This window comes from Streptomyces hiroshimensis, from assembly GCF_014650335.1.
Taxonomy (GTDB): domain Bacteria; phylum Actinomycetota; class Actinomycetes; order Streptomycetales; family Streptomycetaceae; genus Streptomyces; species Streptomyces hiroshimensis.
Genome location: NZ_BMUT01000001.1, coordinates 414,851 through 440,843 on the forward strand (window position 1 = coordinate 414,851; position 25,993 = coordinate 440,843).

A 25,993-nucleotide genomic window follows, 5' to 3' on the forward strand; every position below is an offset into this window, starting at 1 on the left:
GCGCGTACGTACGAACGAGGCCGGTCCCCGCACCCTGCAGGGTGCGGGGACCGGCCTCTTCTTCCGTGTCACTCCGCGTGGTCGACCGGCCTGTCGATGGTCATGCGCCACTTCCCGTCCGCCCCGCGGCGCATGACGTCGGTGCAGGTGCCGCGCCGGAGCGTGGTCGTCCCGTCCGGGCCCGGCACCTCCAGCTCGTAGTCCACGACGATCATCGAGACGTCGCCGGCGACGAGCGCGTACCGGTAGGTGGCCTCCAGGCCCGGCTTGTGCTTGAGGATCTCCGTGATGGCCGCGGTGCGCTCCGCGCCCGTCAGCGGCGCGCCCGACAGGTTGGAGATGGCGTCCTCGCGGTAGAGCCCGTCGAAGACGGCGCCCTCACCCGAGTTGAAGGCGAGGAGGAAGACGTCGTTCTGCGTCTCCGGGTCGTCGGTGAGATCGAGGTTGTACAGGTCGACGCCGGTGGTGTCGGTGGTCATGAGGAGAGGTCCCCCGCTTTCTTCGCATGGTCCTGGTGGGGTGGTGCCGGGCCCTGTGGTGCCGGGCCACGGCGGGACAACCACACGCTAGGAGCCCGCCCCTACCGCCCGCTCACTGCCAAGTAACCGGGCGGCCACGGGAGTCGGTCCGCGGCGGCGGTACGGGTCACGGCCGCACGAGCGCCTCGCCGTCCGCGTCCCGGATGAGGGCGCACGCCCCGCGCAGGGCGGTGCACAGCCGGCCGATCTCGTCGTCGGTCAGGTACAGCGAGGGCTCCAGGCGGAGGGTGTTGACGGCGCTGCCGGTCGGGAAGAGCCGGATACGGTGGGCGCGCAGGACGTGACCGGCGACCGTGTAGCCGAGGAACCCGGCCTGGGAGACGCCCGCGATGACCTCCGAGGCCGACTGCGACTGGTCGTGGAACTCGACGCCCAGCATCAGCCCCCTGCCGCGCACCTCCTTGACCACGCCGGGGAACTCGGCCCGGACCTCCTCCAGGGCCTCACGCAGGCGTTCGCCGCGCTCGGCGACGGTCCGGTAGGCGGCCCCGTCACCGGCCTCCAGGAGCTCCAGCACCTTGAGGGCGATCAGGGTCGAGAAGGCGTCCTTGGCGAAGGTGGAGCTGTGGACCAGCTCGAAGTCCTTGCAGTAGCGGCTCTCCCGGATGAGGGTGACGGACGTCTTGGCGATGCCGCCGCCCAGGCTCTTGGCCAGGGTGTAGTAGTCGCCGCGCAGACCCACCAGGGAGGAGGCGAGGAACGCCCCGCTGCGGCCCATGCCGCTCTGGATCTCGTCCACGACGACCGGGCAGTCGATCTCCGCGCACACCCGCTGGACCTCGCGCGCGAACTCCTCGCCGACGACGTGGATGCCGCCCTCGCCCTGGACCGGCTCCAGGACGAACGCGCAGAACACCGGGAACGCGCGCTCGACGACGGTGACGGAGCCGCCCTCGGTGACCAGGTCGAGCAGGACGCCGCGCTCGCCCTCGACGACCTTCGCGATCTGCTCCGGCTGGTCGAGCGGGATGAAGCGGGCCTGGGCGGCCAGCGCCTTGAACGGCACGCGGAACGCGGGGTTGTGGGTGAGCTGGACGCTGCCCACCAGCTTGCCGTGGAAGGACCCCTCGGGGGTGAGGAACAGCGGGGGCCGGGACAGCTGCCCGGCGTTGTGACGCACCACCTCGGCGATCAGGTCCTCGATGTCCGCCGCGCCGTCCGCCACGGCCGCCTCGCCGGCGCGGACCGCGGCGCGCGCGGCCTCGATGTGCGCGTCGATCTCCTCGCCGAGCGCCGACACCTTGCGGAACCGGTCGAACTCCGCGTGCTTGACGGCCGCTTCGACCGCCTCGGCGCCCGTGTTGGCGAAGACGGCGTAGAACGGCTCGTCCGTCCCGGTCTCGCGCCGGACGATCCGGTCGAGCACGGCCGCGGCCCGGTTGGCGTACGGGTGCCGCGAGAACTGGGCGTGGACCGGCGTCTGCCCGTCCAGGAGTTCCTTCGCGTACCGGATGATCTCCGGGTGGTTGTGGCCGAGGATCAGGGATCCGAAACCACCGACGAAATCGAGGACGGGGATCTCCTGCCCGTCCTCGTCACGGAGGTAGAGGGTGTTTCCCTCGGCGCGCACGTATTCGGCGTCGAGCCCGGCGGCGGAGAGGACACTGCCGAGATGGGGCTCTGCGAGTTCGGGTCCGCCGAGTGATGCGGAATTCATGGCGTCGTTCATGTCGTCCCCTTGCTGAGCGGTCGTACGGGAACGCTGCCGCCCGGTGAAAGGGCGAATGCGCCCCGGCAGCCTCGATATGCGGCCAGACCCTACCAACGGCCTTGCGGGGCAAGGCCAAACGCCCGGTCATGGGCGGCGATGACCGGCGGATGACCGGGTCGTGCTACCGGCGTAAAGAGGGGAGCAGAACGAAACCGCAAGAGGGGACGGCAAAGGGGCCGGAACGCCGCTTGTACGGGGGTCGCCTGCCGGCAGCGGGGGATGCACCGGCGGGCGGAGCGACGTTCCGGCCCCGGACTTCGCGTACGCGCCGGAGGCCCGGCCCGTACGCCGTCGTCACGCCGAGGGGCGGCCGAGCACCTCGGTGAGGCGGGCGAACCCGTCCGCGCCGTGGCCCTCCTCGATGGCCCGCAGGGCGGTCGCCTTGGCGGCCTTGAGGACGCCGGCGTCGATCCCGCGGTCCTCGGAGGCGTGGATGATGTGCTCCATGCCGGCCGCGGCCGAGGTGATGCTGGAGATGTGGCCGGGGTAGTCGCCCGCGTCGACCTGCTCCGCGTGGTTGGTGGTCAGGCCGGGCAGCAGGCCGATGATGCCCTGGGCGAACGGCTCCAGGTCCTTGGCCGCGATGTTCTCCGCCTTGGCGAGCGCGAAGGCGTGGGCGATGCCCGCGACGGCCGTCCAGAAGATGTCCAGCAGGGCCACGTCGTGGGCCGCGGCCCGGCCGTGGTCGGCGCCGAGGTAGGCGCCCGTGCCGCCCAGGGCGGCCAGCGTCGGCTGGTGGGCCTGGTGGACGGACTCCGGGCCGCTGTAGAGCACGACGGCGCCGGGGCCGCCGATGGTCACGGTCGGGGTCATGATCGCGCCGTCGAGGTAGTCGAAGCCGTTCCCGGCCGCCCACTCGGCGCTCTCGCGGGCCTTCTCGGGGGAGTCGGCGGTGAGGTTGACCAGCGTCCGGCCCTTGAGGGCGGCGGTCTCCGGGCCGAGGATCGTGTGGACGACCCCGTAGTCGATGACGCAGACGACGACCAGGGGGCTGGCGGCGATCGCCTCGGCGGCCGTGGGGGCGAGGACCGCGCCCTGCTCGACCAGCGCGGCGGCCTTGTCGGCGGAGCGGTTCCAGACGGTCGTCGGGTGACCCGCCTTCAGGAAGGCGCCGGCCAGGGCCTGGCCCATGGGGCCCAGACCGATGACGGTGACGGGGGCGCCGGCAGGGGTGTTGGTCATCGTGATTTCCGTTCGTTCGTCTCGTTCGTCGGTCTTTTGGTGCGCCCGCCCCCGGGGGCGGGGCAGCGGGCGGGCAAGGGTGGCTCTTGAAGGGTGGCTCTCGACGGGGTGGGGAACAGCGCCGGAGGCAGGGGAGCGGGGCCGGGTGCCGCACGGGGGTTGCGGCCCGACGCCCGACGGCGGCGCGTGCGCGTTCCCCACGAGCATCGTCCGCGGACCGCCGGGCGATCAAGTACGCACCTCGAAGTAAGTGCTTACCTCGAAGTTATGGCCGCCGGCCCCGCGGTGTTCCGCTGCAGGGGGATCAGCCCCGCCTTGGCGGTCCGGGTGCGCGGGCGTGCGGAGCGTACCGGCTCCGGCCGGGCGCCGTGCACCCCGTGCGGGGCGGGCGCAGGGCGCGCGGGAGGGACGGGAAGGGCGGCCAGGCGTCCCATGGCCGTGTCGGGGACGGGGCTCAGGGTGATCGTGGTGGCATGGCGCCGGCCGCCGCCCCACCCCGGCCGGCGCACCAGCAGCTCCGGCCGGGCGGCGGCGATCACGAGCAGGGGCACCGGTCCCGCGGACTCGGCCAGATCCTCGACGACGTCGAGCAGCCGGTCGTCGGCGCGGTGCATGTCGTCCACGGCCACCACCAGCGGCTGTGCGCGGGCGACTTCGGCCATCAGCCGCCGCCACGCCCGCACCGCGTCCGGCATCCCGTCCGGGGTTCCGTCCGCGGGTCCGCCGGGGGCGGCCGGGGCGGGTACGGCCAGCGGGGTCAGGCAGGAGCGCAGCCACTGCGCCCGCTCCCCGGGGCCCACCACGTCCTCGATCGTGGCCGCCAGCTTGGCGGCGGCCGTGCGGGCGGTGTCCTCCGGCAGGATCCCGCAGCAGGCGGCGAGGATCCGGGCGTGTACGGAAAGCGGCCCGTCCTCGCCGGCGGGCAGCGCGGGCGCGGAGAGGAAGCGCACGGCCTCCGGGAACCCGGCTGCGCGGTGCCCGAACTCCATCACCAGCCGGGACTTGCCGCTGCCCGCCTCGCCCAGCACGGTGACCAGGTGCGGCACGGCCCGGTGCCGCGCCCGTTCCAGCAGGCCGCCCAGCACCTCCAGCTCGTACTCGCGGTCGACGACCGGGCCGCGGTGGTGGGGGGCGAACTCCCCCAGGGCGCCGCTCGCGTGGCGGCCCGCGGCCACCCCGTCCGGCCCCCGGTAGGCGATCGCCGACCGGGTCGCCCGCAGGGTCTCGTCGCAGACCCGCACGGTGCCCGCCGGGACCTGGGCCAGCAGCGCCTCACAGGCGTCCAGGAGCGTGCCCGTCACCGACGGGGCTCCGGCGGGGTCCCCGGGCCGGACCCGTACGCGCGCCTGGCCCGTGCTGACCGCCGCCATGACCGCCGGGCCGTGCGCGCCGGGCGCCCGGGCCGGGTCGTGGAAGCAGTCGCGGACGGCCAGCGCCGCGCGTACGGCCCGCTCCGCGCCGTCCTCGTCCGCCCGCCCGACGCCGAACAGGGCGAGCGAGACCGAGCCGATCGAGGCGCTCAGCGTGCCGCCGAACGACTCGACCTTCCGGCGGACGGTCGCGGCGGCGTCCTCCAGCGCCGTGTCGGCGTCCGGGGCGCCCGGGCCCGCGGGGCCCGCGCCGACGACGGTCCGCAGCAGCAGCACGCTGATGTTCCGGCGCTCGCTCACCGGGGCACCGCGCCCCGCAGGGGCGTCCGGGGCAGGCGTGGACGCGGGCGGCGCCTCGGCGCGCGATGCTTCGGTGCAGGACGCCTCGGTGTGGGGCGTCTCGGTGTGGGGCGTCTCGGCGGGCGGCGGGGGCACCACCGTGAAGACCTCCCGTGCGCGCCGGCCGCCGGGCCCGCCGTCCGGGAAGGCGGTGCGCTCCGGGAAGGCGGCGCCCGCGGGGACGCCGGGCAGGGCCAGCGTCCGGTCGTGCGTGAGGATCGCCTGCTGCAACTCCTGCAGGTCGCGGCCGGGTTCGAGGCCGAGCTCCTCGACCAGCGCCGTCCGCACCCGCCCGTACACGCTCAGAGCGTCGGCCTGCCGCCCGCAGCGGTAGAGCGCGAGCATCAGCTGTCCGCAGCTGCGTTCGCGCAGGGGCTCGGCCTCGACCAGCGTCTCCAGTTCGCCGAGGACCGCGTGGTGGCGGCCGCAGGCCAGCTCCGCCTCGCAGTAGTCCTCCATGGCGTCCAGCCGGGCGTTCTGCACGGCGGTCACCTCCGGCCAGGCGAACCCGGCCTCCATGAGGTCCGCCAGCACCGGGCCCCGCCACAGCGCGAGGGCCTCGCGCAGGAGGACGGCCGCCTCCTGCGGCGAGCCCGCCGCCAGCTTCGCCCGCCCTTCCCCCACGCGCCGGTGGAACAGGTAGAGGTCCACGTCGTCCGGGTCCACCCGCATCACATAGCCGGGGGCCTGGGTCAGCAGGGCCGCCCGCCCCGTCTCGTCGCCGTCCGGGAACAGGGCGCCCCGCAGCCCCCACACGGCGTTCTGCAGGATCTTCCGTGCCGAGGCGGGTGCGTCGTCCCCCTCCCACAGGGCGTCCAGCAACCGGCTGGTGGCCACCACCCGGTTGGCGTGCAACAGCAGGAAGCCCAGGGTCGCGCGCTGTTTGGTCCCGCCCAGGGCGACCGTCCGGTGTCCGGATACGGCCTCCAGCGGGCCCAGCATCCGAAACTGCATCGTTCCCCCCGCAATGACGTGCAAATGAACTCTCCTCACCCCGTGCCGCCGGCCCCTCGCGGGAGCACAGCCCCCTGGTGTGCATTCCGGGCGGCAAGGGTCAATGTGGCACGGCACTGTCGGGAATTTGTGGAAGCCGGATGGAAGACCGGATGGAAGACCGGCTTGAGGAGACGCCCGCGGCGAGCCCGGAGAGCCGCCGTGTGCCGCATCTCCCCGGCGCGGGCCGCCCGGACGCGCGTGGCAGTAATCCGTGACTGAAGAAACGGGACGGCCGGTCTGTATTGTCGTGACATGCCGGGCTGTGGGGGCCCGGCGGCACATGCGGAGGTGGTCCGATGGGACAGCGCGCATCCGGCCGGCCGGGCACGGCCGGCTCCGGGGGGACGGAGAGCGGGACGGACGGGCCGGCCGGCTTACTCCGGCAGCTCAGCCCGTACCTGTTCATGTCACTGCTGAGAAGTGACCAGCGGCTGAAGGCCGAACAGTACGTCCAGGGCCTGCTCGCGGCCGAGGGACGCAAGACCTTGCGCAACATCGCGGCCCAGCTGGGCGGGGAGTCGGCACAGCAGAGCGTGCACCACTTCATCAGCGGCTCCTCCTGGGGGTGGGGGCCGGTCCGGCAGTCCCTGGTGCGGTACGCGGAGCAGCTGGTGAAACCGCAGGCGTGGGTGGTCAGGGCCACGCTCATCCCCAAGTCGGGGGCGCACGCCGTCGGCGTCGTGCGGCACTTCCTGCCGCAGCTGGGCAGGGCCGTCAACGCCCAGCAGGCGCTGGGCGCGTGGCTGGTCTCCGAGCAGGCGGGCGTGCCCGTCGACTGGAGCCTGGTGCTGTCCGGGCCCTGGCTGGACGACCCGGCGCGCCGCGCCCGCGCGAACATCCCGGCGGAGGCCGGGGCCGTCACGGTGGGGGAGTACGCCCGTGACCTCGTGATGCGCACTCCCGGGCCGTGGGGGCCGCCCGGCCTCCCCGTGGTCCTGGACGCGCCCGGCCTCGACCCCCGCGAGCTGGTCCGCATGCGCGAAGGGACGGACGTGCCCCTGGTCATGCGCATCTGCCGCGAGACGGTCCTGAGCGTGAACGGCGCGGCCCTGCCGGGGTGCAGCCTTCAGGAGCTGCCCGCCTGGCGGATCGTCGAGTCCGTGAAGCGGCTCTGGCGCCGGGCGGAGTGGCAGGATCCGCGGGGCGGCAGGACGACGGGCATGATGGCTGCGGTGCCCGTGCGGGTCTCCGCGGGCGGCTCCGGTGCCGGCGGCGCACCGGTCCTGCAGGCGCTGCTGCTGGCCGAGTGGGCGGCGCCCGACCGGCGGCCGGTGCGGTTCTGGCTGACGGAGGCGGCCGCCGGCCTGCCGCCGGCGTACCTGCTGCGGTTGACCCGGCTCACCGACACCGTCGCCCGCGACGTCACCGAAGTCTCCGAGCGGGTGGGGATGCTGGACTTCGCCGGGCGCTCCTTCCAGGGCTGGCACCGGCACATCACCCTCGCCTCGGTGGCGCACCTGGCCGTGGCGGCCTCCGCACCGGGGCAGGGACCCGCCGCGCGCCCGCTGCTGCTCGGCGTGGCCTAGCGGCGGTCCGCGGTCAGGTCGGGTCAGGCCAGGTCGGGTCACGTCAGGCCGGGTCAAGCCAGGTCAGGTCACGTCAGGTCACGTCAGGCCAGGTCACGTCAGGCTCTGCGCACCGCCGTCGAGCCCGTGGAAGCCGCGGCGGTAGTAGACCAGCGGCTCGCCCTCGCCCTCCTCGGCGTGGTGCACCTCGCCGAGGAGGATCAGGTGGTCGCCGCCGGGTATCCGGCGTTCGGTGCGGCACTCCAGGCGGGCGAGCGCGCCCGGCAGCAGCGGCAGCCCGCTCGGCGACCACTCCGGCTGCGTGCCGGCGAACTTGTCCGCCCCCTTGCTGGCGAAGCGGCCCGCGAGCTCCTCCTGGCCCCGGCGCAGCAGGTGGACGACGAAGCCCTCGGAATTGTCGAAGGCCTCGAAGCAGTTGGCCCTGTTGTCCAGGCACACCAGGACCAGGGCCGGGTCGAGGGATACGGAGGAGAAGGCGCTGGCGGTGAAGCCGTGGCTCTGTCCCTGGGCGTCGGTGGTGGTCACCACCGTGACGCCGCTGACCCAGCGGGAGAGCGTGGCACGGAAGAGGTCGGGAGAGATCGTCTCTGTCAGCACCCCCCAAGAGTGCACGGCGCCTTTAGAAGGTTCGTCGTGACGCGGTGGAGGAGTGCTGCAGGAGGCCGTGGAAGGAGCGCCCGACGGGCTGCCTGACAGCAGCCCGAGCCGTAAAACAGAGTGACCGGTCAGTAGTCTGACACTCCTGAAAGACGTTCTTGGGGTAAAGGGTCCGCTTCTGTCTACGGTCTGACCACCCACCACAGATGCACGGCGCAAGCAACTTCCTCCGTGCGTACACCAGGAGCGTGCAAGTGCGGTTCAATCTCATCGGCCCGTTCGAGATCGTCACCGACGACGGCAGACGGTGCATGCCGAGCACCCCCAAGGTCTGCCAGACGCTGGCCTTCCTGCTCACCCGACCCCGTGACGTCGCCCCCGTGGACGCGCTCATCCAGGAGCTGTGGGGCAAGGCTCCGCCGCGCACGGCCCTGACCACGCTGCAGACGTACGTCTACCACGCACGCCGGATGTTCTCGGAGCAGGGCGTCGCCCCGGCCGGCCGGGAGCTGCTCGTGCGGCGCTCACCCGGCTACCTCATCGACGTCGAGGACGACGAGGTCGACAGCAAGATCTTCGAGCGCCTGGTGGCGGCGGGCCAGGAGGACCTGCGGGCCGACCGCCCCGAGCGGGCCCTGGAGCACCTGGACCGCGCCCTCGCGCTGTGGCGCGGTCCCGCCCTGTCCGACATCCCGGCGGGCGACATCCTCGCCGGGCGCATCGCCCGCCTCGAAGAACTGCACATCCGCGCGCTGGAGCTGCGCATCGAGGCCGACACCGTGCTGGGCCGGCAGCGCGACACCATCGCCCATCTGCGGGCGCTGGTCGCCGAGTTCCCCCTGCACGAGTGGTTCCACGGCCGGCTCATCTCCGCGCTGCACGCCTCCGGGCGCCGGGCCGAGGCGCTGCAGGCCTACCGCAGCCTGCACAAGATCCTGGACGACGAGCTGGGCGTCGAGCCCTCGCCGGAGATCCAGCAGCTGCAGCGGGAGATCCTCAGCCCCCACCCGGCCGTGCTGCGGCCGGCCCTCGCCCCCACCGGCCCCCGGCCGCTGAACCGGCCGGTCCCGCTGTGGACCGGGTGACCCTGCGACCGGTCCGCCGGGCTGGCCGGATCCGGACGGGGCGCTTCCCCCGCGGATCCGCCTGCTGCGGAGATCTCCGCAGCAGGCGGGCGTGTCCGCATCTCAAACCCCTTCAGTGAACCGGTCATTACCGGCCAGTGGGCAGTGCGTGGCGGGTGCCTGGTTATGGTGCAGCGGCGTTCGTTCCGGTCCGCCGGCGCCCGTCCGGCGCCGCTTTCGACGACAGACCCCGAGGGACACACCATGACTGCTGAGAAGCCCCAGTCCGCCACCGAGGCCGCCCCCGAAGCCGGTGCCGGCCGGGCCGCGGTGACGCGTCGGTCGATGCTCAAGACCGCGGGCTTCGCCGCGCTGGCCTTCGGCGCGGCCACGGCCGGCGGGAACTCCGCCTTCGCGGCCTCGTCCGCCGGGTCGACGGAGGAGGGCGGCTCGTTCGACGCCATCGTCATCGGTGCCGGCTACGCCGGTGTCACCGCCGCCCGTGAACTGCGCGCCCAGGGGCTGCGCCCGCTGATCCTGGAGGCCCGCGACCGCCTGGGCGGCCGGGTCTGGACCGACACCTTCGCCGGCGAGCAGATCGAGCTCGGCGGCGCCTGGGTGTCCGAGCGGCACGCCCTGGTCGAGAAGGAGCTCAAGCGCTACAACATCGGGACCGTGAACGACCCCTCCGCGGAGGTCTCGATCGGCCCGACGCTCACCGGCTACCGCAACTTCACCCCGGCCGAGGCCGGCGCCCGCCAGGGAGCGCTCCTCAGCAAGCTGTTCGCCGGGGCCGAGCAGGTCTTCGAGCGCCCCTACGAGCCGCTCTACCGCAAGGACCTGGTCACGCCCCTCGACCGGATCTCCCTGCGCGACCGCATCAACGAGCTGAAGCTGTCCGCCGAGGACGAGATGTGGATCAGCGGCGAGGCCGCCACGTACTCCGGCGGCAACAGCTCCCTCGGTGCGTACACGCACATGGCCCAGTGGTGGGCGCTGTCCGGTGCGAAGCCCGAGGGCTGGTTCGGCCTCATAGGCCGCCGCCCCGCGACGGGCATGACCGGCCTGCTGAAGGCCATCCTCGCGGACGCGGGCGCCGACCTGCGCCTGAACTCGCCCGTCGCCGCGATCTCCGACGACGGCCGCCGCGTGCGGGTGACCACCCGTGCGGGCAAGACCTTCTCCGCCCCGGTGGCCGTCGTGGCGGTCCCGGTCAACATGTGGAAGACGATCGCCTTCACCCCCGGCCTGCCGGCCGTGCACGCCGCCGCCACCGCGCAGGGCGTCGGCATCATGAGCAGCAAGAAGTTCTGGATGCGTGTCCGCGGCGACTTCGGCCGGATCTCCGCCTCGACGCCCGAGGGCAACCTGATCTCCTCGCTGCACTCGCGCACCCAGTTCGCCAACGGCGAGCAGCTGATGATCGGCTTCAGCGAGAACCCCAACCTGGACATCACCAACCGCGCCCAGGTCCAGCAGGCCATCCGGCAGATCGTGCCGAGCCTGACGGTCCTGGACATCAAGGGCCAGGACTGGGGCAACGACAAGTGGTCCGGCGGCAGCTGGGGCTTCCGCAAGCCCGGCCAGCTGCTGGCCCAGTACCCGGCCATCCAGCAGCCCTTCGGGCGCCTGTCGTTCGCCACCGACGACATCGCCAACGGCTGGAGCGGCGGCTTCATCGACGGCGCGATCGAGTCCGGGCTGCGCGCCGCCCAGCAGGCCGTCAAGTCCGTCTGACCGGCGGGAGGATCACGGGCGGCGAGGAGCGGGCCATGAGCGGTACAGCATTCGACTACGTGATCGTGGGCGCCGGTTCGGCGGGCTGTGTGCTCGCCGCCCGGCTGTCCGAGGACCCGGAGGTGAGGGTCGCCCTCGTCGAGGCCGGCGGGGCGGACACCGACCGCGCCGTCCGGATCCCGGCGGCCGCCGCGCACCTCTTCGGCACCGGGTACGACTGGGGCTACAGCACCGTGCCCCAGGCCGGCCTGGGCGGCCGCGAGGTGTACTGGCCGCGCGGCCGGACCCTGGGCGGCTCGTCGTCGGTCAACTTCCTGATGTGGGTGCCCGGGCACGCAGAGGACTACGAGCCGTGGGCCCGCGCCGCCGGAGACCTCTGGTCGTGGGACGCGGTCCGGCCCTTCCTGCGCGGGGCCGAGCACTGGACCGGCGGCCCCGGCGCCGTGTACGGCACGGAGGGCCCGCTGTGGATCTCGCCGCCGCGCAGCCCCGATCCCACCACGGCCCGCTTCCTGCAGGCCTGCGGCGAGGCCGGGCTGAAGGAGATGACCGGAGGGCCGGGCGGGCCGGAGCACTCCGGCTGTGCGCTCACCCCGCTCAACGAGCGCAACGGCGCCCGCTGGAGCGCGGCCGACGGCTATCTGCGGCCGGCCATGGACCGCGGCAACCTTGAGGTCATCACCGGGGAGCAAGTCCACCGGGTGCTCCTGGAGGACGGCCGGGCCACCGGCGTCGAGCTCGCCGGGCGGACCCTGACCGCGCGCCGCGAGGTCGTCCTCAGCGCGGGCACCGTCGGCTCGGCGCAGCTGCTGATGCTCTCCGGCATCGGCGACGGCCCGCAGCTGCGGGCCGCCGGCGTGGAGCCGCGCGTCCAGCTGCCCGGCGTCGGCCGCAACCTCCAGGACCACGTCGCCGTGGACGTGATGATGCGCGCGACGGTCGCGGTCCCGCTCGCCGACCCCGACACTCCCGCCAACCGGGAGCTCTACGAGCGCGAGCGGCGCGGCCCGCTCTCCTCCAACATCGCCGAGGCGGTGGCCTTCCTCCGCGCGGACGGCGGCACGGGTGCGCCCGACCTGGAGCTCATCTGGGCCCCGGTGGCCGACAGCGAGGCCGTCGGCGGGCAGGGCCTGACGATCGCGGTGGTGCTGCTCCAGCCGGACAGCCGCGGCGGCATCACCCTGGCGGGAGCCGATCCGTCGGCCGCGCCGCTGATCGACCCCGGCTACCTGGGCGCGGAGTCCGATGTGCGCACCCTCGCGGCCGGAGTGCGCTTCGCCGAGCGGCTGTTCGCCGCCGAGGCGCTGCGCGGGCTGGTGGACGGGCCCGCCGCCCCCTGGCCGGGCCCCGTCGGCGACGACGCCCTGGAGAGGCTCGTCCGCGAGCGGGCCTCGACGCTCTTCCACCCCGTCGGCACCTGCCGCATGGGCCGGGCGGGCGACGAGCAGGCGGTCGTCGACCCGTGGCTGCGGGTGCACGGGGTGGAGGGTCTGCGGGTGGCGGACGCCTCCGTCATCCCGCGGGTTCCCCGCGGCCACACCCATGCGCACGCCGTCATGATCGGCGAGCGGGCCGCCGAGCTGATCCGGCCGGCCGGCCGGAACTGACGTAATTGATGGACGCCCGTCAAACTGTTTGTTAGTTTGACGGGCGTCTAACTGTTTTACGGGGGATCCAACTGCCTTACCGCTCCGCTGGTTTCGCAAGAACAGAAAGGGCAGTCGTGTTCAGACGACTCCTCCCCCTGGCCCTCGCGACGTTCGCCGTCGGCACCGACGGCTACGTCATCGCCGGACTGCTCCCGTCCATCGCCTCCGACCTGCAGGTCTCCGTCGCCGCCGCAGGGCAGCTCGTCACCGTCTTCGCCCTGGTGTTCGCCGTCGCCGCCCCGGTCCTGGGCGCCGCGACCAGCGCCCTGGACCGGCGCACCGCCCTGCTGCTGGCTCTGGCCGTCTTCGTCGTGGGCAACGCCGCCACCGCCCTCGGCACCACGTACGAGGCCGTCATGGCGGCCCGCGTCGTGACCGCCGCCGGCGCCGGCATCATCACCTCGGCCGCCTCCGGCACCGCCGCCGCCATCGCGCCGCCCGAACGCCGGGGCCGCGCCCTGGCCTTCGTCCTCGGCGGGCTGACGCTCGCCACCGCCCTCGGCCTGCCCCTGGGCACCCTCGTCGGCCACGGCGACTGGCACCTCACCCTCTGGGCCGTGGCCGCCCTCGGACTGGTGGCGGCCGCCGGGATCGCCGTCGGCCTGCCCAAGGTCACCCTCCCGGCCACGACGCTGCGCGACCGCTTCCGCCCGCTGCGGGAAGGGCTGGTCCTCGGCCTCCTGGCCGTCTCCGTGCTCTTCTTCCTCGGCACCTACGTCCTCTACACCTACGTGGTCCCCGCCCTCGACCGCGCCACCGGCGGATCCGGCCCCCTCGTCACCCTCGTCCTGCTGGCCTGGGGGATCGGCACCCTCTCCGGCAACCTCCTGGCCGGCCGGCTCGTCGACCGCCACGCCCCCGGCAGGATCCTGGCCGCATGCCTGGGCGCCGCCGTCCCCGTCCTGGCGGTCACGCCGCTGGCCACCCGCAGCCTCGCGACGGCCCTGGTCTGGGCCGTGGCGTGGGGCGTGTGCGTCGGCATCCCCGTCGTCCCCCAGCAGCACCGGCTGATCGCCCATGCCCCTGCCGCCGCCCCCGTCCTGCTCGGCCTCAACTCCTCCTCCATCTACGTGGGGGTGGCCCTGGGCGGCGCCGCCGGCGGCCTCGCCCAGGAGCGGTTCGGCCTGCGGCCCGAGCAACTGGGCCTGCCCGCGGCGGCCGTGGTCGCCGTGGCCCTCGTCCTCACCCTCCTCACCCTCCGCCGCACCCCCGCACCGGCTGCGGCCGCCGAGGCGGAGCCGGTGCGGGCGGTGCGGTAACCCCGCGCCCCGGGGCCTGCGATGAGCGGGGGATTACTTTCCGCTGGGCCCCGGGCGCGGCGCGGCGGGTACGTTCGGCTGGCCGTCCCGGACAACGATGCGCACCCTTGGAGCCCAGCTCATGAACGACCGCACGTGCCCTTACCGCATGGACCTCTCCGGCCGCGACATCCACGCGGAGGCCGACCTGCTCCGCAAGCGCGGGCCCGCGACCCGGGTCGAACTCCCCGACGGCGTCACGGTGTGGGTGGTCACCGACTACGAGCTGGTCAAGCGGCTGCTGACCGACCCGCGGGTGTCCAAGGACACCTACCGGCACTGGCCCGCCTGGGAGAACGGCGAGGGCGAGCTCGCCCGCAGCTGGCCGCTGGCCATCTGGGTCGCGGACCAGAGCATGATCACCGCGTACGGGGCCGAGCACACCCGGCTGCGCAAGCTGGTCGCCAAGGCGTTCACCGCCCGCCGCACCGCCGCCCTGCGCCCGCGCATCGAGGCCATCACGGCCGGACTGCTCGACACCATCGCCGCGGGCGCCCCCGGCCGCACCGTCGACCTCCGCGAGGAGTTCGCCTACCCGCTGCCCACCCAGGTCATCTCCGAACTCCTCGGCATCCCCCACGGCATGCGCGAGCGCTTCCTGCAGCTGGTGCACGGCATCTTCGACACCCAGGCCTCGGCCGAGCAGGCCAGGGCCAACGAGGAGGCCCTCTACGCGCTGCTGCACGAGCTCGTCGCCGTCAAGCGCGTGACCCCCGAGGACGACCTCATCAGCTCCCTCATCGCCGTGCGCGACGAGGACGACGGCGCCGGGCTGACCGAGCGCGAGCTCGTCGACACCATCCTGCTGATGTTCACCGCCGGCCACGAGACCACCGTCAACCTCCTCGACCACGCCGTCCACGCGCTGCTGCGCCACCCCGCCCAGCTGGAGGCGGTACGCACCGGCGAGGGCGCGGCCACCTGGAGCGACGTCATCGAGGAGACGCTGCGCCTGGAGGCTCCGCTCGCCAACCTCCCCATGCGCTACGCGGTGGAGGACATCGTCCTGGACGACGTGACCATCCCCCGGGGCGACGCGATGATCATCGGCTTCGGGGCCGCGGGGCGCGACCCGGCCCACCACGGTGACAGCGCCGATCTCTTCGACATCACCCGTCCCACCCGCCGGGACCACCTCGCCTTCGGCCACGGCGTCCACCACTGCCTCGGGGCGCCGCTGGCCAGGCTGGAGGCCGAGATCGCCCTCTCCGCCCTGTTCGCGCGCTTCCCGGACCTGGCCCTGGCCGACCCGGCCGCCCAGCTCCCGCCCCTGGAGTCCTTCATCTCCAACGGCCACCGCGAGCTGCCCGTCGTCCTGGACGCCGCGCCCGGCGCGTAGCACCGCACCCGCACCCTGTGTGGCGCTCCCGTCACCGGACGTCGTTCCAGTAAATCTCCACATCCTGCGGGTACCGCGGGTAGCCCCCTTGTGCCGCCCCTGGATATGCCGGTTATGCCCGACGCGCTTGATGGGCGTGTGTCCGTTTATGTTCCGCGCGGATCGTGAAGCCCGCATATCTGTTACTCGATCTTGTGAAGAAGTTGTGATGATCCGGCGAAGGAATCTGAAAGCCCCTCGCCGGAAAGGGCGCCGGGGCGTCAATGCGGTTGGCTGCGCCACCCGTTCGCATGCTTATATCTGCGCACCGCAGCGGTTCTGGGAACGGTGGCCGATTTCGGCCGGACCGCCGTGGTTCATGTTGGTTAAATTCATTCGAACGAAGGGTGCGCACATCATGCGTGACAACCTCGAGACCCGTGAGATCGCCGACGCCGAGCTGGACGCCGTCTCCGGCGGTGTCCACGTCTCCGGTGGCCTCCTCGGCGCCGTGACCGGCGACGTCCACAACGTGCTGGGCACCGTGACCGGCCTGCAGACGGTCCAGGCCGTCCCCGGCGTCGTCGGCCAGGTCGAGGGCATCGCCGGCGTCCGCGTCGGTGTCGCCGGCCTCTGAGCGACCGCTCTCGCCAGGCATGCCGCGAACCCCGGAACCCCCGTGTGTTCCGGGGTTCACGGCTGCCCGCCGCCCGGCCCCCGCAGGGTTTATCCGTACCGTTCGGCACCCGTGTCACGAATGCAGTCGAAGGAATAGTTCGTGCAGTTCCGCCAAAAGGCGCTTTCGAAGCTGCAATCGCCCGAAGAACTCGATCTGCCCGTTCGCTTTGCGCGCCCGCAAGGCCGCCTTGTCCTGTCCGTAACGGTTATCGCCATAGCCGTCGGAATATTCTGGGCATGCACCGGGACGGTGTCCTCGAAATTGAGCGCACCCGGCATCCTCACCCATGCCGAGGGCAGTTACCTGCTGCAGAGCCCCTTCGCGGGACAGGTCACGGACGTCCTCGCCGAGGAGGGCCGGCTGCTGCCCCCGGGCGCACCCCTGCTCAAGATCAGCACGGATCGCGGCGACCGTATCGTACGTGCGGTGGCCGGCGGTCGGGTGACGACCCTGGTCGCCAAGGCCGGCTCGGTCGTGACGACCGGCGCGGACGTGGCGACCGTCGAACGCGTGACGCACCCCGACGACCCGCTGGTGGCCATGCTGTACGTGCCCGGCGGAAGCGGCGGGACGATCCCCGTGGGCGCCCCGGTCGACCTGAGCGTCCAGACCGTGCCCCAGCAGCGGTTCGGCGTGCTGCGCGGCCGCGTCAAGGCCGTCGGCCGCGCACCCCAGACGCAGGCCCAGCTCACCGGCTTCCTCGGCGACAGCAAGCTCGCCGCACAGTTCTCCCGCCAGGGCAGCCCCGTCGCCGTCCTCGTCCAGCTGGAGCGCTCCCCGGCCACCGAGTCCGGCTACCGGTGGTCCTCCGCGGACGGCCCCCCGTACCCCGTCGGCTCCACGACGCCCGTCACCGGAGCCGTCCGCCTCTCCGCGCAGCGCCCCGTCGACTGGCTGCTGCCGTGAGCGCGCCGCAGACCACCGGGCGCCGCGCCGCGCGCCGCAGGCCCGCGCCCGCCCCCCGGGGCCGTACGCCCCGCGCCGTCCGCACCCCCACCGTCCTGCAGATGGAGGCCGTGGAGTGCGGCGCCGCCGCCCTCGCCATGGTGCTCGGCCACTACGGCCGCTTCGTCCCCCTGGAAGAGCTGCGCATCGCCTGCGGCGTCTCCCGCGACGGCTCCCGCGCCAGCAACCTCCTCAAGGCCGCCCGCAGTTACGGGCTGCAGGCCAAGGGCATGCAGATGGACCTCGGCGCGCTCGCCGGGGTGCGCGCCCCGGCCGTCCTCTTCTGGGAGTTCAACCACTACGTCGTCTACGACGGCACGGGCCGCCGCTTCGGCCGCCGGGGCGTGTACGTCAACGACCCCGCCAAGGGCCGGCGGTTCGTCCCCATGGACGAGTTCGACACCAGCTTCACCGGCGTCGTGCTCACCTTCGAACCCGGCGACGGCTTCCGCCGCACCGGCCGCAAGCCGGGCGTCGCCCGCGCCCTGCCCGCCCGCCTGCGCGGCACCTCCGGCACCCTGCTCGCCGCCGTGATCTCCAGCCTCCTGCTGGTGATCACCGGCGCGACCGTGCCCGCCCTCAGCCGGACGTACATCGACACGTTCCTGATCGGCGGCCGGACGTCCCTGCTGGGCGTGCTCTTCGCCTCGATGGCGACCGCCCTGGTGCTCACCGCGACGCTCACCGCGCTGCAGCAGGCCAACCTGCTGCGCGGGCGCATCATCGCCTCCACCCTGGGCAGCGCCCGCTTCCTGCGGCACCTGCTCCGCCTCCCGGTCACCTTCTACTCCCAGCGCAACCCGGCCGACCTCGTCCAGCGCCTGCAGTCCAACGACGCGGTCGCCGAGACCCTGGCGCGCGACCTGGCCGCGGCCGGCGTGGACGCGGTGGTCGTGGTCCTCTACGCGGTGCTGCTGTGGACGTACGACCCCCAGCTCACCGCCGTCGGCGTGCTGATGGCGCTGCTCAACGTCGTGGCCATGCGGATCGTGGTCCGCGTGCGGGCCACCGGGACGCAGAAGCTGCGCGCGGAGAGCGCCCGGCTGACCAACACCTCCTACAGCGGCCTGACCCTCATCGAGACGATGAAGGCCACCGGCGGCGAGAACGGCTTCTTCCGCCGCTGGGCCGGCCAGCACGCGATCACCCTCGACGTGCAGCAGCGGCTCGGCGTGCCCAGCGCCTGGCTCGCGGTCGTCGCGCCCGTGCTGGCCGCGCTCAACAGCGCGCTGATCCTGATGACCGGCGGCCTGCGCGCGGTGGAGGGGCACCTCTCCGTCGGCCTGCTCGTCGCCTTCCAGGCGCTGGTCACCGGCTTCACCGCGCCGGTCACCCGCCTCAACGGCGTCGCGGGGCGGATCCAGGACTTCGCGGCCGACGTCGCCCGCCTCAAGGACGTCGAGAACTTCCCCGCCGACCCCGTCTACGCGCGGCGCGAGGCACCCGCCGGCACCCGCCGCCTCAAGGGCCACGTGGAGCTGGAGAACGTCACCTTCGGCTACAGCCCCCTCGACGCCCCGCTGCTGAAGGACTTCTCGCTCTCGGTCGGCCCCGGGCAGCAGATCGCCCTCGTCGGCGGCTCCGGCAGCGGCAAGTCCACCGTCTCCCGGCTGATATCCGGCCTCTACGCCCCCTGGGAGGGCGCCATCCGTATCGACGGGATGCCGCTTGCGGACATCCCGCGCGGCGCGCTGGCCGCCTCCGTCTCCTTCGTCGACCAGGACGTCTTCCTCTTCGAGGGCACCGTGCGCGACAACGTCGCCCTGTGGGACCCCTCCGTCCCGGACGAGGCCGTCATCGCCGCCCTGCAGGACGCCGCCGTCTACGACGTGGTCGCGCGGCGCCCCGGCGGCATCCACAGCCGCGTCGAGCAGGACGGCCGCAACTTCTCCGGCGGCCAGCGCCAGCGCCTGGAGATCGCCCGGGCGCTGGTGCGCCGCCCCAGCGTCATGGTCCTGGACGAGGTGACCAGCGCCCTGGACGCGGTGACCGAGCAGACCGTCATGGACAACCTGCGGCGCCGCGGCTGCGCCTGCGTCGTCATCGCCCACCGGCTGAGCACCGTGCGCGACAGCGACGAGATCGTCGTACTCGACCGGGGCACGGTCGTGGAACGCGGGCGGCACGAGTACCTGGCGGCCGCGCGCGGTCCGTACGCGGAACTGGTCAAGGAGACCTGAGATGACGACTCCTCACTACGCCCCGGCCGCCGCCGATCCCGTGGTGGCCGCCATGGGCGGGCTGGGGACGCCCGTCGACTGCACGGGGCTGCGCAGCCTGTCCCTCGAAGGACCGCTCGTGCTGTGGCTCGTCGAGGGCGGCGAGCTGGACCTGTTCGCCGTCGACGCCGCGCAGGCGGGCCACTGGCACTTCCTCGGCCGGCTGGAGACGGGCGCGCTCCTGCTCGGCCCGGCCGAGGGCCCCGCGCACACACTGACCGGCCGCCCCCGGCAGGGCTGCCGCCTGCGCCGCATCGAGCTGCGCGAGCTGTACGCGTACGGCGACCAGGGCAACGGTGCGTACGACCAGGGCGGTGCGTACGACCAGGGCAGCGGCGCGTACGGCCGCTGGAACGGCACGTACGGCGCTCCCGAAGGGGTGCCGAGCCCCCTGGAGGACGCCTTCGCCCTGGGCATCGGCCGCGGCCTGCGCGTGCTGTACCAGGCCCCGCTGGAGAGCGGCAGGCCCGGTGCCGGCCCGGGCGGGGCGGACGACGACATCCTGTGGATGCAGATCAACCCCGGCAGCGTGCAGTACGGCGCAGCCTACGAGGGGTACGCCGCGGGCACCCTCCTCGTCGACGCGGCGATGTGGCAGGGCATGGTCGACCAGCAGTACCGCCTGCTGTACGCCCTGGACGGCTGGATCGAGGAGCTGGAGCGCGCCCACGAGGACCGTACGGCCGCCGGCATCGAGGCGGGCGAGGCCGCCCGCACCCAGGCCGACCGGGCGCTGCTGGCCTCCATCGGCCGCTCGCGCAGGGGTTCCCGCCGCGGCGGTGCCGGCGGCGACGACGGCGCGACCTTCGAGGCGTGCCGGCTCGTGGCCGAGGCGGCGGGCATCGCGCTGTCCCGGCCGGGCGCGGCCTCGCCGGGGAGGACGGACCCCGTCGAACGCATCGCGCTCGCCTCACGGATCCGCACCCGTACCGTCAGGCTGAGCGGCCGCTGGTGGCGCGAGGACACCGGGCCCCTGGTGGCCCGGCGCGAGGCGGACGGCGCACCGGTCGCGCTGCTGTGGCAACGCGGCGGATACCGGGCCGTCGACCCCGCCACCGGGGCGCGCGAGCGCATCGGCAAGGACAACGAAGCGGACTTCGCCGCGCGCGCCGTCATGTTCTACCGCCCGCTGCCGGACGTGCCGCTGGGACTGCTGGGGCTGGTGCGCTTCAGCGTGCGCGGCACCGGCAAGGACCTGCGCGGCATCCTGCTGGGCGGCCTGGTCGCCGTCGCCCTGGGCGCGCTCGTGCCCGTCGCCACGGGGCGCGTGCTCGGCACGTACGTACCGGCCGCCGAGACCGGCCTCATCGTGCAGACCTGCGTGGCGCTCATCGTCACGAGCGCCGTCGCGGCGGCCTTCATGCTGCTGCAGAACATCTCCGTCCTGCGCATGGAGGGCCGCATCGAGGCCACCTTGCAGCCGGCCGTCTGGGACCGGCTGCTGCGGCTGCCGACGACGTTCTTCGCCGGCCGCTCCACCGGCGAACTGGCCTCCGCCGCCATGGGGATCAGCGCCATCCGCCGGACGCTGTCCGGCATCGGCCCGGTCGTCCTGCAGGCCGGCACGGTCGGCACCGTGAACCTCGTGCTGCTGCTCGTCTACAGCGTGCCGCTGGCGATGGCCGCGGTCGCCATGCTGGGCGTCGTCGCGGCGGTCTTCCTGGGCCTGGGGCTGTGGCAGCTGCGCTGGCAGCGACAGCTGATCAAGCTGAGCAACAAGCTCAACAACCAGGCCTTCCAGACCCTGAGAGGCCTGCCGAAACTGCGGGTCGCCGCGGCGGAGAGCTTCGCGTACGCCGCCTGGGCCCGCGAGTTCGCCCGCACCCGCGAGCTGCAGCAGCGCATCGGCCGGCTCAAGAACGTCGTCACGGTGCTCAACGCCGTCTGCCTGCCGCTGTGCTCGCTCGTGATGTTCATGCTGCTGGCGGGCCCGGCCCGGGGCAGCATGTCCGCCGGGGACTTCCTCACCTTCAGCACCGCCGTGACGATGCTGCTGTCCTCCGTCACCCAGCTGACCGGCGCGCTCCTGTCGGCCGCCGCCGTACAGCCGATGTTCGAAGAGGTCAGGCCCATCCTGCAGGCGGGTGTGGAGGTGCGGGGCGGGAGCGCCCAGCCGGGCGAGCTGAGCGGCGGCATCGAGGCCGAGGGGCTGTCCTACCGCTACGGCGAGGACGGCCCGCTCGTCCTCGACGACGTGTCCTTCGCGGTGCGGCCGGGGGAGTTCGTCGCGATCGTCGGTGCCAGCGGCTGCGGCAAGTCGACCCTGCTGCGGCTGCTCATCGGCTTCGACACCCCGGCCTCCGGCAGCGTGCTCTACGACGGCCAGGACCTCGCGGCCCTGGACCGGGCGGCCGTGCGCCGCCAGTGCGGCGTCGTCCTGCAGCACGCCCAGCCCTTCTCCGGCTCGATCCTCGACTGCATCTGCGGCACCGGCACGTTCTCCCTGGAGGAGGCGTGGGAGGCCGCCGCCATGGCGGGCCTCGCCGAGGACATCAAGGCGATGCCCATGGGCATGCACACCATGCTCTCCGACGGCGGCGGCACCGTCTCCGGCGGCCAGCGCCAGCGCCTGATGGTCGCCCAGGCCCTCATCCGCAAGCCGCGCATCCTCTTCCTGGACGAGGCCACGAGCGCACTGGACAACGAGGCCCAGCGCGTGGTCATCGAGTCCACCCGCGCCCTGCGGGCCACCCGTATCGTCATCGCCCACCGGCTGTCCACGGTCATGGACGCCGACCGGGTCGTCGTGATGGAGCAGGGGCGGGTCGTCCAGCAGGGCCCGCCCGCGGCGCTGCTCGCCGACGCGGGCGGGCTCTTCCACGAGCTGGTCCGCCGTCAGATGACGTGAACCCCCTGACGCGACAGCCCTGACGGGGAGCCCTGCCGGGAGTTGCCTTGTGCTTGCCGGGTCCGTTGCCTGGGACCGGTGTGCGGCCGGTCCTAACGTCGGCGGCATGACTCACACGCCTCCCGCCACCGGTACCGAATCCGTCGCCCTCCTGGTGACCGAACTGGTCCGGCTGGTCGCACCGCGCAAGTCCGGCCTGGTGGAGCCGGACCAGCGCCTCGTCGGCGACCTCGGCTTCCACTCCCTGGTCCTCGCGGAACTCGGTTACAACCTGGAGGAGCTGTTCAGCCTCCAGGAGCTCAGTCCCGAGGTGGCCATGACGCTGGAGCGGGTCGGCGACGTGACGAGGCTGATCGTCACGGAGGTGGCCGAGGGGCGGGGGACGCTGCCCGACGCGGATGCCGTATCCGCCGTCTTCACCCGCTTCGGCGCCGACGGCCCCGCGCTGTGACCGGCTCCGGAGCCGAGCGCCCGGCCTACGCGCTGGTCGCGGAGCTGGAACGGCTCCTGGGGGACCCCACGGCGGACACCGGCCCGTTCAGCTACGCCGAGATCGTCGCGCACGAGGAGGACGACGCCCTGCCGCCCGGGGCGCTGGACCTCCTCAGGACATGGGGGTTCCCGCGCTACATCGTCCCCGAGGAGTTCGGCGGCCGCCTGCGCAACCTGGAGCACCTCTTCCTCCTGACCCGCTCCCTGGCCCGCCGCAACCCCACCGTGGCCGTGCTGTTCGGCTCGACGCTGCTGGCCGTCAACCCCGTGTGGCTGTGGGGCGACGAGGAGCAGCGCGCCCGGGTCGCGCAGGGCATCATCTCCGGGGAACTCGCCTGCTTCGCGGTGTCCGAGCCGGACCACGGCAGCGACCTGGGAACCAACGACACCACCGCGGTGCCCGACGGCGACGGCTTCCTCCTCAACGGCGAGAAGTGGCCCGTCGGCAACGCCACCCGGGGCCGCTTCGTCATCGTCTACGCGGCCGTCGAGGGCTCCGGCTCGGCCCTGCTGCTGGTCGACAAGGAGCACCTGGCACCCGGCAGCTGGACCAACCACCCGTACGTGCGGACCGTGGGACTGCGGGGCCACGACCTCAGCGGCATCACCTTCCGGGACACCAGGGTGCCGGACGGCGTGCTGCTCGGCCGCCGCGGTGCGGGCCTGGTCGAGATCCTCCAGGCGCTCCAGATCACGCGCACGGCGATCGGCGCGCTGTCCATCGGCACCATGGACTCGGTGCTGCGCATCGGCCTGCGCCATGCGCAGGAGCGGCGGCTGTACGGCAGGGAGATCTACCACCTTCCCGTCGTACGGCGGCACTTGGTCAACGCCCACCTCGACCTGCTGATCGCCGAATGCACGGCGCTGCCGGTGGCGCGCTCGCTCTCGGCCGGGCCGTCCCGGCTGAGCCTGTGGTCGTCCGTGGTCAAGTACCTCGTGCCGACGCTCGGCGAAGAGGTCGTGAGCGAGGTCGCCCGGGTCCTGGGGGCCCGCAGCTACCTGCGCGAGGGAGTGGCCTCGGGGGTCTTCCAGAAGCTCCAGCGCGACCACGCGATCGCGAGCATCTTCGAGGGAACCACGCACGTCAACCTGCACAACGTCGCCACGCAGCTGCCCGCGGTGGCACCGCTGGCCGACCGGCCGGCCGCCGGTGGCGAGGAGATGCTGCGGCAGCTCTTCGACTGGTCCGAGGAGGCGCCCGTGTGGCGTCCCTCGGGGCGGGCGCTGCGCCTGACCAACGCCACCGAGGACGAGATCACCCGAGGCTGGGACCCGGCCGTGGCCACGGCCCGGGAGATCGCGGAGCGCGACCTTCCGGTGGCCGAGGCCGCTGCGCTCGGCAAGGTCCTCGGCGAACTCTCGGCGCGCCGGGCGGTCTTCTACGCGGCCGTGGCGGCGGATTCCTTCGACCCGGCCTCGACGCAGGCGCAGGACCTGGCCGCCGAGCACTGCGTCCACCATGCCGCCGCCTCCTGCCTCTACACGTGGCTGTACTCCTTCGCGGCCGAGCGCGCCGCGGAGGGCGGCACCGGCTGGCTGGTGCTGGTCCTGCAGCGGCTGCTGCAGCGGCTGGACCGGACGGCCGGGCCGGACGAGAGTCATCTGCCGTGGCTGGAGCGGCTGATGCTGTCCTGCCTCGACGGCCCGGAGTACTTCTCGCTCCGGACCGTCAAAGCAGCCGCGGGGGCGGCGCGCAGCTGACCTGCGGCGCCGCCCGGCTACGCGAGACAGCCCTGCTCGGGCTCCGGGATCCGCACCGGCGCGGAGCCCGCCGGGCGCTCCAGCCGGACGACGAAGTGCCGTACCAGAGCGTGGATGTGGTACGTGTACTGCTGCTCCCGTTTGATCTGCACCAGCGAGGCCTCCGCCAGCTCCGCCAGGAGCTGGGCGACCTGTGACGTCGGCCAGCCCCCGGGCCGGGCCGCGAGCGCCTCGTCCAGCGAGAAGGTGTCGGGCAGCACCGCGAGCGCGTGCAGCAGCTCGCGGTGCGGCGGGCTGAGCAGGTCGTAGCTCCAGCGCAGATTGCCCGACAGGGTGCCGTGCCGGGACAGATCGCTCGCGTCGGTCGTGCCGAGCAGCGGGAAGAGGGTCTCGCCCTGGAGCAGGGAGCTCAGCGGCAGCGCCCGCAGGCGCCGGGCGGCGATCTCGATGGCCAGCGGCAGGCCGTCGAGCAGCCGGCACAACTGGCCGACCAGCGGCAGATGGCCGCGCAGGTCCAGCGTCGGCAGGCTGGCCTCGACCCGGCGCAGGAACAGCTCCACCGCGCTCGGCACGCCGCCGTCGTCCGCGCCGCCGTGGTCGGCCGGCAGCGGCTCGACCTCCCAGGTCTTCGCCGCACTGCCGGTCAGGATGCGGCGCGAGGTGATCAGCAGATGGAGCCCCGGGTGCTCGTCCAGCAGGCGCTGCGCGATCCGCATCGTCTGCTGGGTGATGTGCTCGGTGCCGTCCAGGACCAGCAGCCGGCGCCCGGCCGGCAAGTCGCCCCGGGACAGGGCGCCTTCACCGATCAGCTCCTCGACGGCACGGGTCAGCTCCGCGCGGGCGCCGGCGGGGTCGCGGTGCTCGGGCGGGCAGCCGTCCAGCTCGGCGACGTACACACCCCCGAGGAACAGCGGGCGGAGCAGGGCCGCCGCCGCGAGCGCCAGCCGGGTCTTGCCCACGCCGCCGGGGCCGGTGAGCACGGTCAGCCGGCTGTGCTGGGTCGCGGCCAGGACGTGCCGCATGTCGGCCTGCCGGCCCACCAGCGGATCGTGGGGCGGCCGGGGACCGTGCCACGGCGGCAGCGCCGACGTCTTCGGCCGGTGGGGCGCCGGGCGCTGCTCCGCAGGCTGCGGCCAGTCGCCGCCGCCCCAGGGCGCGGCCTCGGAGAGCGAGGCGGTGGCGGTGCCCAGCGCCTTGAGCAGCAGGGCCACGGAACTCCGGCGCGGATTGGTGTTCGCGCCCGTTTCCAGATTGCGGATCGTGCGGACACTGACCCCGGAGCGCTCGGCCAGCTCCTCCTGCGTCCAATTCGCGATCCTGCGCTGATTGAGCAGGAAGTCGCGCAGTTGGTGAATGTTCGATCCATCAAGAGGCAAATCGGTCATCAACATGTTTGGAAATATCCCCCTGCATGCGACATGTACGTGCCGCCCATGCGCACTCCACACGGTCCGTGTCAATCCGTGACCACCACGCCTCTTGGTCGGAGAATCTGCGTGGTGTGCGTCGTCGCGGGACGGTGGCGGGACGGTGTGGGTATCCCCTGTGAATGGTGCATCACGGCTGACGCACGATCGAAAACAGACGTTACTCGAAGGTACCCCCGAGACGGAGATCGCGGCGTTGGCAGGAAGTGGCGGATGGCCGTTTGGTGCCTGTGCCGTCGGGCGGCGGCCTTCCGCGCGGTGTGCCGAGGTCACGCAAGGCGTGACGGGGGCCCCTTGGGTGATCCATGCTGTGGTTGCATGTTGTCTGCGCTGTCCGCGTATGCCTACGCTGG

18 protein-coding genes are annotated in these 25,993 nt (G+C 73.2%); 12 read left to right on the plus strand and 6 right to left on the minus strand.

The window, feature by feature from the left end:
- Positions 1-68: 68 nt before the first annotated feature.
- From IE241_RS01595 to IE241_RS01610, 4 genes are all read right to left on the minus strand, one after another.
- Positions 69-479: a YybH family protein gene (locus IE241_RS01595; protein WP_190019728.1), complete on the minus strand. Its 411-nt coding sequence runs from the start codon at positions 477-479 to the stop codon at positions 69-71.
- A gap of 166 nt (positions 480-645) precedes the next feature.
- On the minus strand, positions 646-2,208 hold the full coding sequence (locus tag IE241_RS01600) for an aspartate aminotransferase family protein (RefSeq protein WP_229898673.1): 1,563 nt from the start codon (positions 2,206-2,208) through the stop codon (positions 646-648).
- 336 nt (positions 2,209-2,544) lie between these two features.
- Positions 2,545-3,432 (minus strand): NAD(P)-dependent oxidoreductase, encoded by an 888-nt coding sequence (locus IE241_RS01605; RefSeq protein WP_190019729.1) that lies wholly within the window; start codon positions 3,430-3,432, stop codon positions 2,545-2,547.
- 254 nt (positions 3,433-3,686) lie between these two features.
- Positions 3,687-6,095, minus strand: a complete 2,409-nt coding sequence (locus IE241_RS01610; protein WP_190019730.1) for an ATP-binding protein — start codon at positions 6,093-6,095, stop codon at positions 3,687-3,689.
- 338 nt (positions 6,096-6,433) lie between these two features.
- Between IE241_RS01610 and IE241_RS01615 the strand changes: the two genes are divergently transcribed.
- Positions 6,434-7,663: an IS701 family transposase gene (locus IE241_RS01615; protein WP_190019731.1), complete on the plus strand. Its 1,230-nt coding sequence runs from the start codon at positions 6,434-6,436 to the stop codon at positions 7,661-7,663.
- 93 nt (positions 7,664-7,756) lie between these two features.
- Here the strand turns inward: IE241_RS01615 and IE241_RS01620 are convergent, their stop codons facing one another.
- Complete coding sequence (locus tag IE241_RS01620; RefSeq protein ID WP_190019732.1) at positions 7,757-8,260, minus strand: flavin reductase family protein; 504 nt, start codon at positions 8,258-8,260, stop codon at positions 7,757-7,759.
- Positions 8,261-8,514: 254 nt separating this feature from the next.
- On the opposite strand from IE241_RS01620, the gene IE241_RS01625 reads away from it, so the two are divergent.
- From IE241_RS01625 to IE241_RS01675, 11 genes are all read left to right on the plus strand, one after another.
- Positions 8,515-9,345, plus strand: a complete 831-nt coding sequence (locus IE241_RS01625) for an AfsR/SARP family transcriptional regulator (RefSeq protein WP_190019733.1) — start codon at positions 8,515-8,517, stop codon at positions 9,343-9,345.
- A 243-nt stretch (positions 9,346-9,588) separates the two neighbouring features.
- Positions 9,589-11,061 carry a flavin monoamine oxidase family protein gene (locus IE241_RS01630; protein WP_190019734.1) on the plus strand — a complete coding sequence of 491 codons (1,473 nt, stop codon included), beginning with the start codon at positions 9,589-9,591 and terminating at the stop codon, positions 11,059-11,061.
- A 35-nt stretch (positions 11,062-11,096) separates the two neighbouring features.
- Positions 11,097-12,668 carry a GMC family oxidoreductase gene (locus IE241_RS01635; protein ID WP_190019735.1) on the plus strand — a complete coding sequence of 524 codons (1,572 nt, stop codon included), beginning with the start codon at positions 11,097-11,099 and terminating at the stop codon, positions 12,666-12,668.
- Between the two features lie 116 nt (positions 12,669-12,784).
- A complete protein-coding gene (locus tag IE241_RS01640; RefSeq protein WP_190019736.1) occupies positions 12,785-13,969 on the plus strand; it encodes an MFS transporter in 1,185 nt (394 codons plus the stop codon).
- A gap of 121 nt (positions 13,970-14,090) precedes the next feature.
- Positions 14,091-15,347: a cytochrome P450 family protein gene (locus IE241_RS01645; RefSeq protein ID WP_190019737.1), complete on the plus strand. Its 1,257-nt coding sequence runs from the start codon at positions 14,091-14,093 to the stop codon at positions 15,345-15,347.
- Between the two features lie 397 nt (positions 15,348-15,744).
- Positions 15,745-15,963 (plus strand): hypothetical protein, encoded by a 219-nt coding sequence (locus IE241_RS01650; protein WP_190019738.1) that lies wholly within the window; start codon positions 15,745-15,747, stop codon positions 15,961-15,963.
- A 141-nt stretch (positions 15,964-16,104) separates the two neighbouring features.
- A complete protein-coding gene (locus tag IE241_RS01655; RefSeq protein ID WP_190019739.1) occupies positions 16,105-16,911 on the plus strand; it encodes an HlyD family efflux transporter periplasmic adaptor subunit in 807 nt (268 codons plus the stop codon).
- A 101-nt stretch (positions 16,912-17,012) separates the two neighbouring features.
- On the plus strand, positions 17,013-19,130 hold the full coding sequence (locus IE241_RS01660) for an NHLP family bacteriocin export ABC transporter peptidase/permease/ATPase subunit (protein ID WP_308433626.1): 2,118 nt from the start codon (positions 17,013-17,015) through the stop codon (positions 19,128-19,130).
- Position 19,131: 1 nt separating this feature from the next.
- Positions 19,132-22,017: an NHLP bacteriocin export ABC transporter permease/ATPase subunit gene (locus IE241_RS01665; protein ID WP_190019740.1), complete on the plus strand. Its 2,886-nt coding sequence runs from the start codon at positions 19,132-19,134 to the stop codon at positions 22,015-22,017.
- Between the two features lie 106 nt (positions 22,018-22,123).
- Positions 22,124-22,468 carry an acyl carrier protein gene (locus tag IE241_RS01670; RefSeq protein WP_190019741.1) on the plus strand — a complete coding sequence of 115 codons (345 nt, stop codon included), beginning with the start codon at positions 22,124-22,126 and terminating at the stop codon, positions 22,466-22,468.
- Positions 22,465-24,213 carry an acyl-CoA dehydrogenase family protein gene (locus IE241_RS01675; RefSeq protein ID WP_190019742.1) on the plus strand — a complete coding sequence of 583 codons (1,749 nt, stop codon included), beginning with the start codon at positions 22,465-22,467 and terminating at the stop codon, positions 24,211-24,213. The genes IE241_RS01670 and IE241_RS01675 overlap by 4 nt, the downstream gene beginning before the upstream one ends.
- Positions 24,214-24,230: 17 nt before the next feature.
- Here IE241_RS01675 and IE241_RS01680 read toward each other — a convergent pair whose 3' ends face one another.
- Positions 24,231-25,604 (minus strand): helix-turn-helix domain-containing protein, encoded by a 1,374-nt coding sequence (locus IE241_RS01680; RefSeq protein WP_190019743.1) that lies wholly within the window; start codon positions 25,602-25,604, stop codon positions 24,231-24,233.
- Positions 25,605-25,993: the final 389 nt, after the last annotated feature.

What these genes read in the sequence shown, in the direction of transcription:
- IE241_RS01650 (WP_190019738.1), top strand. Translation starts at nt 15,745, where the DNA reads ATGCGTGACAACCTCGAGACCCGTGAGATCGCCGACGCCGAGCTGGAC.
- IE241_RS01660 (WP_308433626.1), top strand. Translation starts at nt 17,013, where the DNA reads ATGGAGGCCGTGGAGTGCGGCGCCGCCGCCCTCGCCATGGTGCTCGGC.
- IE241_RS01665 (WP_190019740.1), top strand. Translation starts at nt 19,132, where the DNA reads ATGACGACTCCTCACTACGCCCCGGCCGCCGCCGATCCCGTGGTGGCC.
- IE241_RS01595 (WP_190019728.1), bottom strand. Translation starts at nt 479, where the DNA reads ATGACCACCGACACCACCGGCGTCGACCTGTACAACCTCGATCTCACC.
- IE241_RS01630 (WP_190019734.1), top strand. Translation starts at nt 9,589, where the DNA reads ATGACTGCTGAGAAGCCCCAGTCCGCCACCGAGGCCGCCCCCGAAGCC.
- IE241_RS01670 (WP_190019741.1), top strand. Translation starts at nt 22,124, where the DNA reads ATGACTCACACGCCTCCCGCCACCGGTACCGAATCCGTCGCCCTCCTG.
- IE241_RS01600 (WP_229898673.1), bottom strand. Translation starts at nt 2,208, where the DNA reads ATGAACGACGCCATGAATTCCGCATCACTCGGCGGACCCGAACTCGCA.
- IE241_RS01610 (WP_190019730.1), bottom strand. Translation starts at nt 6,095, where the DNA reads ATGCAGTTTCGGATGCTGGGCCCGCTGGAGGCCGTATCCGGACACCGG.
- IE241_RS01605 (WP_190019729.1), bottom strand. Translation starts at nt 3,432, where the DNA reads ATGACCAACACCCCTGCCGGCGCCCCCGTCACCGTCATCGGTCTGGGC.
- IE241_RS01635 (WP_190019735.1), top strand. Translation starts at nt 11,097, where the DNA reads ATGAGCGGTACAGCATTCGACTACGTGATCGTGGGCGCCGGTTCGGCG.
- IE241_RS01645 (WP_190019737.1), top strand. Translation starts at nt 14,091, where the DNA reads ATGAACGACCGCACGTGCCCTTACCGCATGGACCTCTCCGGCCGCGAC.
- IE241_RS01680 (WP_190019743.1), bottom strand. Translation starts at nt 25,604, where the DNA reads ATGTTGATGACCGATTTGCCTCTTGATGGATCGAACATTCACCAACTG.
- IE241_RS01615 (WP_190019731.1), top strand. Translation starts at nt 6,434, where the DNA reads ATGGGACAGCGCGCATCCGGCCGGCCGGGCACGGCCGGCTCCGGGGGG.